At 59.4% G+C, this 15,528-nt stretch carries 14 protein-coding genes; 10 read left to right on the top strand and 4 right to left on the bottom strand.

The features are described 5' to 3' along the window. The first annotated feature begins 6 nt into the window (after positions 1-6). Complete coding sequence (locus tag MHX65_RS06265; protein WP_239269315.1) at positions 7-660, top strand: histidine phosphatase family protein; 654 nt, start codon at positions 7-9, stop codon at positions 658-660. On the opposite strand, the gene MHX65_RS06260 is transcribed toward MHX65_RS06265, so the two are convergent. The 3 genes from MHX65_RS06260 to MHX65_RS06250 are packed head-to-tail and all read right to left on the bottom strand — an operon-like array spanning position 657 to position 2,831. Beyond that, on the bottom strand, positions 657-1,004 hold the full coding sequence (locus tag MHX65_RS06260) for a metallopeptidase family protein (RefSeq protein ID WP_239269314.1): 348 nt from the start codon (positions 1,002-1,004) through the stop codon (positions 657-659). The genes MHX65_RS06265 and MHX65_RS06260 overlap by 4 nt on opposite strands. Further along, positions 1,005-2,054, bottom strand: coding sequence for a septum formation family protein (locus tag MHX65_RS06255; protein WP_239269313.1), 1,050 nt, complete (start codon positions 2,052-2,054; stop codon positions 1,005-1,007). It abuts the gene before it with no gap. 27 nt (positions 2,055-2,081) lie between these two features. Next, a complete protein-coding gene (locus MHX65_RS06250; RefSeq protein ID WP_239269312.1) occupies positions 2,082-2,831 on the bottom strand; it encodes a GntR family transcriptional regulator in 750 nt (249 codons plus the stop codon). Positions 2,832-2,896: 65 nt separating this feature from the next. Here MHX65_RS06250 and serS point away from each other — a divergent pair, with 65 nt between their 5' ends. From serS to MHX65_RS06220, 6 genes are all read left to right on the top strand, one after another. Further along, positions 2,897-4,153 carry a serine--tRNA ligase gene (gene serS / locus MHX65_RS06245; protein ID WP_239269311.1) on the top strand — a complete coding sequence of 419 codons (1,257 nt, stop codon included), beginning with the start codon at positions 2,897-2,899 and terminating at the stop codon, positions 4,151-4,153. Positions 4,154-4,180: 27 nt separating this feature from the next. Beyond that, a complete protein-coding gene (locus MHX65_RS06240; protein ID WP_239269310.1) occupies positions 4,181-5,812 on the top strand; it encodes a lysophospholipid acyltransferase family protein in 1,632 nt (543 codons plus the stop codon). Between the two features lie 300 nt (positions 5,813-6,112). Beyond that, positions 6,113-7,837 carry a glycerol-3-phosphate dehydrogenase/oxidase gene (locus tag MHX65_RS06235; RefSeq protein WP_239269309.1) on the top strand — a complete coding sequence of 575 codons (1,725 nt, stop codon included), beginning with the start codon at positions 6,113-6,115 and terminating at the stop codon, positions 7,835-7,837. Positions 7,838-7,849: 12 nt separating this feature from the next. Next, positions 7,850-8,587, top strand: coding sequence for an MIP/aquaporin family protein (locus MHX65_RS06230; protein WP_239269308.1), 738 nt, complete (start codon positions 7,850-7,852; stop codon positions 8,585-8,587). Between the two features lie 29 nt (positions 8,588-8,616). Continuing rightward, positions 8,617-10,164 (top strand): glycerol kinase GlpK, encoded by a 1,548-nt coding sequence (glpK, locus tag MHX65_RS06225; protein ID WP_239269307.1) that lies wholly within the window; start codon positions 8,617-8,619, stop codon positions 10,162-10,164. Between the two features lie 22 nt (positions 10,165-10,186). Then, entirely contained in the window at positions 10,187-11,017 is an 831-nt protein-coding gene (locus MHX65_RS06220) for an HAD family hydrolase (RefSeq protein WP_239269306.1), read from the top strand. Between the two features lie 19 nt (positions 11,018-11,036). On the opposite strand, the gene MHX65_RS06215 is transcribed toward MHX65_RS06220, so the two are convergent. Further along, a complete protein-coding gene (locus tag MHX65_RS06215; RefSeq protein WP_239269305.1) occupies positions 11,037-12,938 on the bottom strand; it encodes an N-acetylmuramoyl-L-alanine amidase in 1,902 nt (633 codons plus the stop codon). 158 nt (positions 12,939-13,096) lie between these two features. Here MHX65_RS06215 and glf point away from each other — a divergent pair, with 158 nt between their 5' ends. From glf to MHX65_RS06200, 3 genes are all read left to right on the top strand, one after another. Continuing rightward, the gene (gene glf, locus MHX65_RS06210; protein WP_239269304.1) at positions 13,097-14,293 is read left to right on the top strand and encodes a UDP-galactopyranose mutase; all 1,197 of its coding nucleotides are present in this window, start codon (positions 13,097-13,099) and stop codon (positions 14,291-14,293) included. Positions 14,294-14,355: 62 nt separating this feature from the next. Then, a complete protein-coding gene (locus MHX65_RS06205) occupies positions 14,356-14,571 on the top strand; it encodes a hypothetical protein (RefSeq protein ID WP_239269303.1) in 216 nt (71 codons plus the stop codon). Between the two features lie 23 nt (positions 14,572-14,594). Beyond that, a complete protein-coding gene (locus MHX65_RS06200) occupies positions 14,595-15,521 on the top strand; it encodes an alpha/beta hydrolase (RefSeq protein ID WP_239269302.1) in 927 nt (308 codons plus the stop codon). Positions 15,522-15,528: the final 7 nt, after the last annotated feature.

Raw genomic sequence — 15,528 nt, 5'->3', positions numbered from 1 at the left:
GGACGCATGACTGGAAGAATCATCCTGCTGCGCCATGGCCAAACCCATTCCAACGTATCCCGGCTGCTGGATACCCGGCCGCCGGGCGCGGAGCTTACGGATCTGGGGCGCAACCAGGCCACGGAGGTGGGCCGGGAGCTAGCGGGGTTCGTGGGTGATCGCGAGGTCGACTTCAAGTGCTCTATTGCGCTGCGGGCGCAGCAGACCGCCACCTTGGCGGCGCGCGCCTTTGAACAGGAGCGGAACCTGCCGCGCTTTTCCATTCCCATCGATGTCATCCCGAATGTGCAGGAGATTTTCGCCGGCGATTGGGAGCTCGATGCCAGCGAGGCCGCCCACCGCAGCCACGATACGGCCATGCGCGGCTGGTGTTACGGCGATAGCCAGGCCGCCATGGAAGGTGGCGAGCGGCTCCAGGACGTGCTTTCGCGTTTCCAGCCCGCATTGGAAGAGATTGCGGCGCAGCTTGCCGATGACCGCGATGTCATCCTCGTCAGTCACGGCGCCGCCATCCGGGTGGTGACGAAGCACGCCACCGGGGCGGACGCGGACTTTGCCTATACCGGTTATATGCCCAATTGCCGCTTTACCGTGATGGAACCGCGCGGCAAGAAATTTGGCGAGTGGACGCTTACCCGCTGGGCCGATATTGAGCTCTAACCCCAGCCCAGCTGGTGCAGTTCGTGTTCTTCCATGCCAAAGTAATGGCCTAGCTCGTGGAAGACCGTGACCTTGACCTGCTCGGCCAGGTCTTCTTCTGACGTGGCCCAGCGCTGCAGCGTGCTGCGATAGATGAAGATCGCATCGGGCAAATACCCGGTGTGGTCAAATGTGCGCCGAGGCAAAGCGACGCCTTCATAGAGCCCCAGCAAGGTGGGATTATCGGGGTTTTCCTCTTCCACCAGGATCACTAGGTTGCGCATCTTGCGCACGAATTCATCGGGCACCTGATCGAGGGCGTCATTGACCATCTCCTCGAAGCGCTCTTCCGAGACGGAATACATTTACGGCGCCGGCTTATCATCGCGAATCGGGTTGCGCTCAGGGCGCTCCTCCGGCGGGTTGCCATCGATGGAGAGCGCCTGGCGGCCACCGGTGGCGGTACCAGTGATGGAGGAGAAGCCGCCATCATCGCGGGCGTGGACGAGTGAGCAGTTCACGGACTTGGTGCCACCATTCCAGGACTCTTCCGATACGGTGCCCCAGAACGGTTGCAGCGTGGATTGGTAGAGCTGCTCTTCCCCGCCCAAGTAATCCTCAGCGGCGGCCGTGCAGGTATCCGAGAGGAATTTATCCATCTCCTTGCCGTCCGGGTACGCGTCGGGGAATTTCTTGCCCAAGTCGATGACGGATACCGTCTCCAGCTGGTGTGGCTGGCCGCAGTCCACGACGTGCGGTACCTGCTGATCATCGATGGCCAAGCACTCGCCCGGCTTAGCCAGATTGGCCTGCTCGGAGGCCTCGACGTTGCCGGTGGTCAATTGCGGCACGCCGTGATCATCGGTGGTCTGTAGGCCGCACAGCAGGGTGCGGTCACCGTTATCCCACGCGGATTCCGGCGGCAAAATGGAGGCAATATCGTATTTGCCGTGCGGATCCCACTTGCTGTGCAGGTAGCTCACTGTGGCGGATTCGCAGAGCTCATCGCGCAGCTGGTGCTGGCGGGTAAGCGCGGGCCGCGAGGCATCTGGGCCGAATTCGCTGGTGGGGTAGACGCTGAGATCCTCCACGGTAGAGACCTCAAAGCGGTGCTGCTCCGAGCATTCCACCTCTTTGAAGGAAGCGGCAGAGCCATCCTCGTTGATATCCCACGTCACGCAGGACCCAGCGGAAGCGGAGGTAAAAGGCTCCGTCTTCGGATCGGAGGATCCCGAGCCACCCGCACCGCCCTCAGCGGACTGCTCGGAAGAGGCCGTATTATCGGCCCCGTTGGAGCCGTGGTTGCTGACAATGCCGTAGATACCCATGAAAACGGCCGCCGCGATTGCTGAGATCAAGGCAATCTGGACGGCCACAGCGGAACGCCACGCAGGTGATTTCTTCATAAGGCCCATTATCTTACCCCTTAAGCAGGGTCTTTTCTAGATTGAGGTATCCCGGGAAACGCGGGTATTCAGGTGGTACCTATCAGTGCGGTAGACCGAGGAACACCATTCCACGGGCTTATCCCCCGAGCGCGAGCAACGCACGATGTGCAGCAGTGGGGAACCCACGGGGACATCGAGAAGCGGCGCAATCTCCTCATTGGCGGCAATAGCGGAGACGGTCTGGTCCGCGTCCGTGATGGGGACGCCAAATGTCTTATCCAAAATCGAGTACACAGAGTTATAGGTGTCATTTTCCAGCAGGCTCGGCGCAAAAGCGGAGTTGTACCAGCCGTCATCGATGGAATAAGGCTCGCCATCGCCCAAGCGCAGCCTGCGCAAATGAATTTGTTCCTCTGTGGCAGGGGTGCCAAAGAATTGGGTGGCCGCCTCCGGTGCGCTAGCGCGGCCGCTATTCAGGATCTTGGAGGAAGCCACCACGTCCTGGGCACTCATTTCATCGGAAAAAGAGGCCAGGTGAAGGCGCGATACCAAGGGGTTGGGGGCAACGAAGGTGCCTTTACCGCGCACGCGGCGCAATTTACCGGCGGCAACGAGATCCCCGATGGCCCGGCGCACCGTAATGCGGGAGACGCCGTAGGTTTCCTCTAGGAGCCTCTCACCGGGGAGGATATCACCGGGTTTGAAGGTGGTATTACATAATTCCTCCAGAATATCGTGCAATTGGGCGTGCTTGGGAGTGGGGCCATCGCTGATTTCGCGGGCCGGCAATTCTAGGGAGGACATGATTCCATAATAATTCGCTGGTTATTACCACGGCAAGGCAATGGCAGTGCGCTAGAATCAGTTCCGTGATTGATCTCAAGCTACTCCGTGAAAACCCAGACGTTGTCCGCGCCTCCCAGGTCACCCGTGGGGAAGACCCCTCGCTCGTGGATCAGCTCCTCGCAGCCGATGAGAAGCGTCGCTCTGCCATCCAGAAGGCAGACGAGGTGCGTTCCCAGCAGAAATCCCTGGGCAAGAAGATTGGTCAGGCCTCCCCGGAAGAGCGCCCGGCGTTGCTGGAAGGCGCAGATGAGCTGAAAGCCAAGGTCAAAGAGGCTGAAGAGGCTCGGTCCGCGGCTGAGGCCACGGTGGAAGAGCTGCAGTACAAGATCGATAACGTCGTCGAAGGTGCGCCCGCCGGCGGCGAGGATGACTTCGTCCTCGTTGAAGAGGTAGGCGAGATCCCGCAGTTCGATTTCGAGCCCAAGGACCACCTTGAACTCGGCGAATCCCTGGGGCTCATTGACGTCAAGCGCGGTGCGAAGGTCGGCGGTGCCCGCTTCTACTACCTCACCGGCGATGGCGCATTCCTGCAGCTGGGCATGCTGATGTTGGCTGCACAAAAGGCACGGGAAGCCGGCTTCCAGCTGATGATTCCGCCGGTTCTGGTGCGCCCAGAGATCATGGCCGGCACGGGCTTTTTGGGCCAGCACTCCGATGAGATCTACTACCTGCCAGCCGATGATCGCTACCTCGTGGGCACCTCCGAGGTAGCCCTTGCTGGCTACCACAAGGATGAGATCATCGATCTATCCAATGGTCCCCTGCAGTACGCCGGCTGGTCCTCCTGCTTCCGCCGAGAGGCCGGTTCCCACGGCAAGGACACCCGCGGCATCCTGCGCGTGCACCAATTCGACAAGCTAGAGATGTTTGTCTACTGCAAGCCGGAAGACGCAGAGGAAATGCACCAAAAGCTCCTCGATATGGAAAAGGAAATGCTGGCTGCGATGGAATTGCCGTACCGCACCATCGATATCGCCGGCGGTGACTTGGGCTCTTCGGCGGCCCGCAAATTCGATAATGAGGCGTGGGTGCCAACCCAAGGCACCTACCGTGAGCTAACCTCTACCTCCAATTGCACCACCTTCCAGGCCCGCCGCCTATCCACTCGCTACCGCGACGAGAACGGGAAGACGCAGGTAGCCGCCACCTTGAATGGCACATTGGCCACCACCCGCTGGATCGTGGCGATTTTGGAAAATCACCAACAAGCCGATGGTTCCGTCGTTGTTCCAGAGGCCTTGCGCCCATTCGTGGGCAAGGATGTTCTCACGCCGCAGTAGCCTGCGGAGCAAAGCTAAAGGAGCACCATGAACGCTGCGACGAATTTCTTGTACCGCCAGATCACCCACATTGGGCGCGGCCTCACCTTGGCCCAAGGCCTGCAGATGCGCCTGTCGGGGGAAGAGAATATTCCCGATGACGGCGGTGCCGTCCTGGTGTGCAATCACACCGGGTACATGGATTTTCTGTTCGGCGCGTTCATTGCCTATCGTAAAAAACGGCTGGTGCGCTTTCTGGCTAAGGCCAGCATCTTTAGCGCGCCAGGCGTGGGTGCCCTGCTGCGCGCCATGGGGCACGTGCCGGTAGACCGCATCGATGGCAAAGAGTCCTTGCGCAAGGCGGTAGAGCTTGCCGAAGCCGGCGAGCTCGTCGGTGTCTTTTCGGAGGGCACGATTTCCCGCAGCTTTGAAATCCGCAGCATGAAAACCGGCGCATCTCGCATCGCTTTTGAGGCGGGCGTGCCGGTTGTCCCGCAAGTGATGTTTGGTTCGCAGCGCCTGTGGACAAAGGGCCACAAGAAGAATTTGGGACGCACCAAGACTCCGGTCTTTATTTCCGCGCTCGAGCCGTATTACCCCACTGGGGACCCAGAAGCCGATACAGCTGAAATCCGACGGCGCATGCAGGAGGCCCTAGAGGGACTTTGGGAGGATTACGAGGCGGAGTTCGGCCCCATGCCCGCCGGCGAATATTGGGTTCCCGCGCGCAAGGGCGGTTCTGCCCCGACCCTGGAAGAGGCCGAAGCTCGCGATGCGGAGGTAGAAACGGAGCGGCACCGGGTGCGTCGTTTGCGCGATGATTTGGTAGGGCTCAAAGAGCGCGTTTCCGTTTCCACCGTTGAACTCGTGCGCAACCACATGGCCTCTGCCAAAGGTAAGGAAGGCCAGGAAGAACACGTTGGCGACGAGCCCCAGGAAAAGAAGCATATCGCGGCCGATACCTTGGAGTGGGTCAAAACCAATCTCAATGCCGTGGTGGAAGAGGCGACCCGTGGCTTGGATGAAGGCAAGGATAAGGTCGCCGATGTCATGGCGCAATTGAAGTCCGACGTGGCGCAGGCCCAGGCCTCTATTGCCGCAAGCAGCAAGGAGATCTGGGAAGGATCCGTGGTAGAGCAAGGATTGCTCGCCGCGGCGACACAGTCGCGCCTGATCGTTTCTCGCCTGCCGCACCGGCTCAAGGCCCAGTTTTCTGACATCCCGCGCGTAGTAGTGGCGCATCAAAGCACGCTGAACTGGGAAGACGATGCCCTGACCCCGCGGTTGAAGGCGGCGCTAGAAGGCATCTACCCCGCGGCGGAGGTGCTCATCGCGGTGTCGTGCGATGCGGATCTCGATGTCCCGCAGGCGGTGTGGCATATCCAGCTTGATGAGCAGGCCGAAAAGCCGCTCGTGGATAAGGAGGCGATGAAGGTTACCTCGGCCACGGCGGCCGCCGGCGTGGACTGCATCCTAGATGATTTGGAAGCCAAGCCGAGCGAGACTTTGGTCTTTGGTAATGAACCAGGGGATGAAGAATTTTTGAATCACATCCCGGTCGTTGCTCTAGAGACCGCGCCCATCGAGGTGGTCAAGGATGCGCAGGCTGTGACGTATTCCGCCGAGCGCGCAGGTATGTCTGAGGTTTTGGAAGCGATGGCCCGGCTACAAAAAGATTAGCCGCGTGCAAACGTTGGCGTTGCCACCCCCGCGAGGGGGTGTTTTTCTTTTTGGGGAGCTAAGCAAAGGGTGGAAATTGACTGCTTACGGGGCCGGAAGTTACGTGTGAGAAACCTCTAGTGAATGTTTACCCGGTGACCTCTAGCATAGGAGATAGGAGATATTGGCTCTACTTTTTAGAGCGCAATAGTCGCCATCATGAATCATCCAAAACTTGCTTTTAGCTGTGCTTACGCCATCTCATTCATCGTTTGTCGGAGCAAGCACACATGAGCACCAAGGAAGGAGATGCGGTCTCTAATGACCCAGCAAAGCAACCAATCCTTTAACCCCGAATATTTTGAAAATGTGTGGAACGGCTACGCGGATGAGGACTACGACGTCGTCATCATCGGTGGTGGCTCCGTAGGTGCCGGCGCGGCACTGGATGCAGCAACCCGCGGTTTGAAGACCGCAGTGCTGGAGACCCGCGACTTCGCCGCTGGTACCTCTTCTCGCTCTTCCAAGATGTTCCATGGTGGCCTGCGCTACCTTGCGATGTTTGACTTCCGCCTCGTGGCAGAGTCCCTAAAGGAGCGCGAGCTCAACATGTCCACGTTGGCTCCCCATCTAGTTAAGCCGCTGAAGTTCATCTTCCCGCTCACCCACCACGTATGGGAGCGCGTCATGATGTTCGGCGGCTTTACCCTTTATGACCTCATGGGCGGTGCAAAGAGCGTGCCGATGCAAAAGCACCTCACCCGCAAGGGCGCCCTTAAGGTCACCCCTGGCCTGAAGGAAGACGCCATCGTCGGCGGTGTGCGCTACTACGACACCCTGGTGGACGATGCCCGCCACACGATGACCGTGTTGCGCAGCGCCGCCGAGTACGGCGCCGATGTGCGCACCAATACCGAGGTCATCGGCTTTGATAAGGACCGCGGTGGCCGCATCGTTGGCGCCAAGGTCCGCGATACCGCCACTGGCCGCGAGGCCACCGTGCGCGGTAAGGTCTTCATCAACGCCACCGGTGTTTGGAACGACAAGATCCAGGAGCTGGCCGGCGTGGAAGGCAAGTTCACCGTTCACGCTTCCAAGGGTGTGCACATCGTCGTGCCAAAGGATGCCCTGGATGCAGAAGCAGCACTGTGCTTCGTAACCGAAAAGTCCGTCCTCTTCGTCATTCCATGGGGCGATTACTGGATCATCGGTACTACCGATACCGACTGGGAGAAGGGTCTATCCCTTCCGGATCCCGCCCCCACCAAGGCAGATATTGACTACATCCTGAATGAGGTCAACCAGCGCGTGCGTCGCCAGATCACCCGCGATGACATCGTCGGTGTCTACTCTGGCCTGCGCCCGTTGCTGTCCGGTAAGTCCGATTCCACCACCAACCTGTCCCGCAACCACGCCGTGGCTCGCGTGGCCCCGGGCATGGTTTCCGTTGCCGGTGGTAAGTACACCACCTACCGCGTCATCGGTAAGGATGCCGTTGACCTAGCCGTGAAGGAACTCGGCGGCAAGGTGCCGGAGTCCATCACCGAGCACACCCCGATCCTGGGCGCTGCCGGCTACCACGCACTGGCCAACCAGATTCCTACCTTGGCCCGCCGCTACAACCTGAGCGAGGACTTCATCGAGCACCTGCTCGGCCGCTACGGTTCGCTTTTGGGCGAGGTTCTGGCTCCTGCGCAGGATGACGAGTCCTTGCTCGAGCCCGTTCCTGGCGCAGAGTCCTACCTCTGGGCTGAGGTGCGCTACGCCGTCACCCACGAGGGTGCACTGCACTTGGACGATATCTTGACCCGTCGCCTCCGCGTTGCCATCGAGTTCGGTGACCGTGGCGTCAACGCAGCTCCCGCTGTTGCGGACTTCGTTGCTCCGCTGCTGGATTGGAGCGAGGAAGACAAGCAGCTCGAGGTGGATACCTTCACCAAGCACACCGAGGCCGAGCTGGCTGCCGAGGCAGCTGTAACTGACCGCGAAGCTAACGACATTCTGGTCCGCGCTGGCTCCGCTCGTCCGACCGAGACTCAAGGATAAGGGGAGGCGCTAATGGCTGGATCTGACGCATTTTTGTGGGAGTTTATCGGCACCACGCTGCTGATGCTTCTTGGTAACGGCGTGTGTGCGCTGGTAAACCTCCGCACTTCGGGCGCCCGTGGCTCCGACTGGATTGTTATTGCCTTGGGTTGGGGCATGGGTGTCTTCGTCGGCGCCAGCGTCGCTGACCCAACCGGCGGTCACTTGAACCCTGCGGTAACGCTCATGCTCGCGCTCAATGGTTCGCTCGAATGGAACTTGGTTCCGTTCTACGTGCTGGGCCAAATCCTGGGTGCTATGTTCGGTGCCTTCTTGGCCTGGGCCGCATTCAAGCAGCTCTTCGATGCGAATAACTACGACGAAGAGGGCAATGTCACCGGTGCCAATTCTGAAACCGCGGGCATCTTCTTCACTGCCCCCGCTCACCCACACAATGGATGGAATACGGTAACTGAGTTCATCGCCACCACCGTATTGTTGATATTCATCGCCTTCGGCCCTGCCGGCGGCGAGCTGGGACCGCTGAGCTACTTCGGTGTGGCATTCGTTGTTGTCGCCGTTGGCCTGTCCCTGGGTACGCCTACGGGATACGCCATCAACCCGGTCCGTGACTTGGGTCCACGCTTGATGTACGCCTTCGTCCTGCCCATTAAGGACAAGGGCAGCGCTAATTGGGGCTATGCTTGGGTGCCGATTGTTGGCTCGCTGCTTTCGGCCGTCGCCGTTGGTCTACTGTCCATTGCGCTTTAATCCAACCCTATACAGGAGAAATTAGACACATGAGTGATAAGAAATACGTCGCAGCTATTGACCAGGGAACCACGTCAACCCGCTGCATCATCTTCAACCACGATGGCGATCAGATTTCCGTGGGCCAGCTCGAGCACGAGCAGATCTTCCCAGAAAAGGGTTGGGTAGAACACGACCCGCAGGAGATCTGGAGCAACACTCGCCGCGCCGTGGGGGAGGCTTTGGCCAATGGCGATATAACAGTAGAAGATATCGACTCCGTCGGTATCACCAACCAGCGCGAAACCACAGTTGTGTGGGATAAGAACACTGGCGAGCCCGTCTACAACGCCATCGTCTGGCAGGACACCCGCACCTCCGCTATCTGTAAGGAACTGGCTGGTGAAGAGGGCCCGGATAAGTGGCGCCGCCGCACCGGCCTGCTGATCAACTCCTACCCTGCCGGCCCGAAGGTTAAGTGGATCCTCGACAATGTCGATGGCGTCCGCGAGCGCGCCGAAAAGGGCGACCTGCTCTTCGGAACCATTGACTCTTGGCTGCTGTGGAACCTTACCGGCGGTGCCGAGGGCGACGGCGACATGGAAGCGCTGCACGCAACGGACGTGACCAACGCTTCGCGTACGCTCCTCATGGACATCGAAAAGCTGGAGTGGGACGAAGAGCTGTGCAAGGAAATGGGCATTCCTATGTCCATGCTGCCGGAGATTCGCCCGTCCCTGGGTGATTTCCGCACCGTTCGGGAGCGCGGTTCCCTCGCCGGCGTACCTATTCGCGCCATCCTGGGGGACCAGCAGTCCGCTATGTTCGGCCAAGGCTGCTTCCGTGCAGGTTCGGCCAAGAACACCTACGGCACCGGCCTCTTCCTGCTGCTGAACACCGGTACCACCCCGAAGTTCTCCGATAACGGCCTGTTGACCACCGTTTGCTTCCAGCGCGAGGGCGAGCGCCCCGTGTACGCGCTGGAAGGCTCCGTATCCATGGGTGGCTCCTTGGTGCAGTGGCTGCGCGATAACCTGCAGCTCATCCCTAATTCTTCTGCCATCGAGAACTTGGCACGGGAGACCAAGGACAACGGCGGCGTTTACATTGTTCCGGCGTTCTCCGGTCTCTTCGCCCCGCACTGGCGTCCCGATGCCCGCGGCGTCATTGTGGGCCTGACCCGCTTTGCCAACCGTGGACACCTGGCCCGCGCTGTCCTCGAGGCAACCGCTTACCAGACCCGCGACGTGGCAGATGCCATGGTGGCGGACTCCGGCGTGGAAATTACCGAGCTGCGCGTGGATGGCGGCATGACCACCAACGAGCTGCTCATGCAGTTCCAGGCTGACATCTTGGGTGTGGAGGTACACCGCCCGAAGAACATTGAGACCACCGCAACCGGCGCCGCTGTTGCTGCCGGCTTGGACAATGGCTTCTGGGAAGACCTCAGCATCTTGGATACCCAGCGCGGTGACCTCACCGTATTCAAGCCCAAGATGGAACAAGAAGAGGTGGATTACCTCTACGGTGAATGGAAGCGCGCTATCAAGCGTTCCTTGAACTGGGAAGACTCCGATGAGGATGAGATGGACTTCTAAGTCCTGAAGTAAACTCGCGGGTATGGATACTTTCCCTACCCGGGCCCCTCGGCTCATCGCGAGCGATATTGACGGCACCCTGTTGGACCGCAATCATCGCGTCCCGCGTCGCAACCGCGACGCAGTGGCGCGGGCGGTGCAGCAGGGTGCTTATTTTGCGTTATCCACCGGCAGGCCCTTTCGCTGGATAGAGCCGGTGCTGGAGCAGCTCACGGTGCTCCCGGTATGTGTGACCTCAAATGGGGCGGTGCTCTATGATTCCGCGGAAGACCGCGTGCTATCCGCGCGGGAGCTTTATCCAGACGCGCTAGAAGAGGTGGTGACGGTAGCGCTGCGCGTCCTTGGCACGGTTGGCTTTGGTGCAGAGCGGGCGGGTGGCTCGCTTGCCAATGCCCCCGAGGAGCTCTTCGTCGTCGACCCGCACTACTCCGAAAATGCCCTCTTTGAAGGCTTCGGCGTCGTCAGCGTGGGCGAGCTGGTGGCACGGCCAGTGGTCAAGCTGCTTATCCGGAATACGGATTATTCCGCGCCAGAACTCTATGACTTGATTGCGCCTCATATTGATCCGGAGCTGGCGCATATCACCTACTCCATGCAGGAGGGCGTGCTCGAGGTCGCGGCCCCCAACGTCACCAAGCGCCGCGGCGTGGAGTGGTTGGCCAAGCAGCATGGGATAGCGCAGGAAGAAACCATTGCCTTTGGCGATATGCCCAACGATATTGAGATGCTCACGTGGGCCGGCTGTGGGGTGGCAATGGAAAACGCCCTCCCGGCGGTGAAGGCGGCCGCTGATGCGGTCACCGTGGCCAACCACCAGGCGGGCGTGGCAAAGGTTTTGGAGCGCTGGTTCTAACTCCCACTCCACGGGGAGGCTAGTCGGTGTAGATGTCTACCTTTTCGGTATCCATGTTGTAGACAATCTCGCCGCCCTGGAACTGGACGCGGATTTCCTTGCCGTCTTTCATCTCGTTTGTGGTGGGCAGTCCGAGTTTGGAAGCGTTATCGCCTTCTGCCCACTTCTTGGCAATCTCTCCGGTCAGGGCCTTTGCCCCAGAGTCCTCGGAGGAGAGGACCACACCGTTTTTGAAGAGCTGGTACATGATCTTGCCGGAATCGGTGGTGTCAGGTCCGCCAACGGCGAGACCCAAGACTGGGCCAAAGGCGTTCAGGACGGAGGTCCAGGATTCCTTGAGGCCTTCGTTATTAGAAAGCTGCACAACCTTGTTGACGATCTTCGGAATCTCGCCGACGGTAAGCTCACCCGCAACCTTCTTATCGGCATCCGGCTGCGCTACGCGGTCATTGGCAACCAAGACGCCGAACACGGTGGCGGCGATGCCAGCCAAGGCTTGGATGGTCGATACTGGAACATCGACACCAGCGATGGAAGAGGTGGTATCTCCCGAGGTGGACTGATCGCCGCCACTCGATGGCGACTTCTTATCCCAGTTCATTGCTGCGGAGTTACCGCCAGCCTTAACAGCGTCGTACTTCTTTTTGGTGTTCTTGCGGATCTCGTCCCAGTGCTGCACGGTGTAGCGACCAGGGCACTGGGTGTAGTGGAAATCATTGTGACCGCTGAAGGCAGGCACGGTTGCCTGCGCACCGGCTGGAAAGCGGGAGCCGCCAAAGCCGCCAGAGGTCAGGGTAGCGGTGCCCGTGGGATCGATGCCGGAAATTGCTGCCTTCCACCCGGCAATTTCTGCCACCGAGTTCAGCATCTTCTGTGATGGTTCCTCAATTTCGTAGTTACCAATCATGGAAATACCCCAGTTATGGGAGTTGAAGCCACCAACGTGTGCGCCCTGGACGGCCTTGTCCAGCCCGCCGTAGCGGCCCTCGTAGATGGTACCGAACTTATCCACGAGCACGTTGTATCCAATATCGCACCAGCCCAGATTCTGGGCGTGGTACTCGTAGGCAGCGCGAACCTGTGCGGCAGCCTGTGCCGGGGTGTAGTTATTGGAGCCCGCGGTGTGGTGCAGCGTCATCGCCTTGATGCCGTCATCGTAGGTGGGCTGTTGGCAGCGCTTGGATTCATCGGCGCCCCACCCAGAGCGGGACACTACCTTGGGCATGCCATCGGTGGCGGCAGTAGGTTCGATGGCTTGGCCTTCTTGGGCATTGCCGTCCATAAAGACGGCATCCAGGTCCGACACGGTGGTGCGGTCGGTGTTGTTTTCATCAGCTACAGGGGCGATATCGCCGACGTTAGAAGGCTGCGAGGCGGCGCGGTTGGCATCCGCAGCGCCGGCTGCTTTATCGGGCAACTCAGCATCGTCATCCAGGTTGGAACCGGTTACTAGGTCTACATTGGCCATGGATACCTGCACATCGTTGGTATCGCCTACGTAAATAAGCTCGGTACCGTTCTTGCCATCGCCGTAGTTCATGGCATCCATATCGAACCATTCGCTCCAGGAGCCGTCCTCCTGCTTGGAGCGGACGAAGGAGTGCACGTCGCGCTTGCCCTCCCAGGTCACGGCGAACATGTTGAATGTCTCGTCGCGGTGGAAGTGCTTGACGGCACGTGGGCCCTCGCCATCGCCTTGCGCTGCCACGGCGGGGTCATCAACGACGACGGAGTCGGCGTTGCTAAAGCTTTCAGAGGCGTTTTTCACCTCGATAGGTCCGCCAGAACCGGAGTCCTGGGTTTTAAGGACCTGCTGGCCGCCGAATGCGGCCGCCATGACGAGGGCAATGGAGGAAACCGTCGCGATGACGGGTGTGGACCACGGTGACCTCGTGGGGACTAGTCGACGTCGTTGCTTCACTCTATTCTCCCTGGGTTGAGTTAGGTGCCGATGTAGCTGTAAAAACGGTTGCCAAAAGTTAACAGTTGATAGTGATGCTACGAGTGTGACAACTGTGAATCTTGTTGCGACACGCCGATGACCCGTGTTCCCCTCTGGAGTGCAATAAAGTGGAAGCCATGACTTCTTATGACCTCATCGTTGTTGGTTCCGGATTCTTTGGCCTGACCGTTGCGGAAAGGGCCGCTAGCCAGCTGGGAAAGAAGGTGCTCATCGTCGAGCGCCGCGAGCACCTGGGCGGCAATGCCTATTCCGAGGCGGAACCCACCACCGGAATTGAAGTGCACAAATACGGCGCGCACCTCTTCCACACCTCCAATAAGCGCGTGTGGGAGTACTGCAACCAGTTCACCGATTTCACCGACTACCAGCACCGCGTCTTTGCCATGCACGATGGCACCGCCTACCAATTCCCCATGGGGCTGGGGCTTATCAACCAATTCTTCGGCCGGTACTACTCGCCCGATGAGGCCCGCGAACTGATCAAAGACCAGGCCGGCGAATTCTCTGCGGATGAGGCCAAAAACCTGGAAGAAAAGGCCATCGCGCTTATCGGACGCCCGCTCTATGAGGCGTTCATCCGCGACTACACCGCCAAGCAGTGGCAGACCGACCCCAAGGAACTGCCGGCCAGCAATATCACCCGCCTGCCGGTGCGCTACACCTTCAATAACCGCTACTTCAACGACACCTACGAAGGCCTGCCCGTCGATGGCTATGCGGCGTGGTTAGAAAACATGGCGGATCATGAAAACATCGAGGTCCGCCTGGATACCGATTGGTTCGATGTTCGCGAGGATCTGCGCGCCGATTCCCCGGATGCTCCCGTAATCTACACCGGCCCGCTGGACCGCTACTTTGACTTCGCCGAAGGCGAGCTCGGCTGGCGCACCCTGGATTTCGACCTCGAAGTGCTCGATACTGGCGACTTCCAAGGCACCCCGGTGATGAACTACAACGATGCCGATGTGGACTTCACCCGCATCCACGAGTTCCGCCACTTCCACCCAGAGCGCAAGGACCGTTACCCCTCCGATAAGACGGTCATCATGAAGGAGTACTCGCGCTTTGCCGATAAGGGCGATGAGCCGTATTACCCCATCAATACCCCGGAGGATCGCTCCAAGCTGGAGGCGTACCGCAAACTAGCCGCCCAAGAAGCCAAGGAAAACAAGGTGTTATTCGGCGGCCGCTTGGGCACCTATCAGTACTTGGATATGCACATGGCCATCGGCGCCGCGCTGTCCCTATTCGATAACAAGCTCGTGCCCTTCTGGAACGAGGGCAAGGCCATCGAGCAAGAGCGCGGACACTAAGAGCTGCTAATCTGCCCTGGGCACGCTATGCTTAGTCACCTCACAGGTTAGGAGGTGACGGCATGGCTCAACGCAAGAAATACACCAAGCCCGGGCACGCGGACCGCAGCATGTGGAAGATGTCCCCGGAGCGGCTCCAGGAGCATTTGAAACTGCGCAGCCGCGCAACGCGCATTCCCGATAAGAAAAAGCAGCAAGCAAAGAAGGCCTGCCGGAACACCCGGCGGGCCTTTCCGCTACTTAACCCCGCGATTATGAGTGCTTGCATTGCCCAATAGATGCAGCACTGGAAAGTATTTTTATGGTGTTTATTCAGCCCGAAGCCCAAAAATTCCTCGACCTGAACAGGGATGCCCCACAGCTGGACACGCGTACTCCTGAAGAAAACCGCGCCGCCCAGCAGAAGACGGCAGCGGCTTGGGGCAAGAAAACCCCGATGGTTTCCGTGTACGAGACCTCGGTGCGCGGTGTCACGGTGCGGGTTTATGTGCCACAGGCGCCCGCGCTTGCCGATGCCCCAGCAGCGCCTGCCTTCATCTTCTTCCACGGCGGCGGCTGGGTGCTGGGGGATTTAGAGACCACGGATACAACCGTGCGGGACATTGCCGCAGAAGCGGGAATCATCTGTATCAGCGTGCACTATCGCCGTGCACCGGAGCACCCTTTCCCGGCGCCACTAGATGATTGCCGTGCAGTAGTAGACGGGGTGCTACAAGGAGAATTGGGGATCGGCATCGATCCAACGCGCGTTGCCGTGGGCGGAGACAGCGCGGGCGGCAATATCGCAGCGGTGATCGCACAAGAACTGCGCGATCAGCTGGCTCATCAGGTGCTGATTTACCCCGTCATGGATTTATCCACCTTTGACACGCAATCCCATTCGGATTTTAGCGATGGCTATTACCTCACCAGGCGGCGCCTTAACTATTTTTATGATTCTTATGCTGGCGCTGCAGACCGCACGGATATCCGTATGTCTCCCGGCAGGAATGGCGATCTGGCGGGGCTGCCTCCAGCGACGGTGATTACCGGTGAACTTGATCCGTTGGTCTCTGAAGTAAGTGACTACGTTGGGCGGATGCTCAATGCGGGAAATGTAGTGAGCTCTATCGAATTTAAGGGCCAAGTCCATCCGTTCGTCCAGATGGGCGGGATCATTTCGGATGCACTGATTGCGCGCACCATTATTGGCAGCGAATTAAAGCGTGCGCTGCGAGGCCAAGGCTAAAGGCCGC

Source organism: Corynebacterium sp. ACRPS, from assembly GCF_022346005.1.
In the GTDB taxonomy this organism is placed as follows: domain Bacteria; phylum Actinomycetota; class Actinomycetes; order Mycobacteriales; family Mycobacteriaceae; genus Corynebacterium.
The sequence above is the reverse complement of the archived record's forward strand: the minus strand, read 5'-3'. Positions and strand labels throughout refer to the sequence as shown.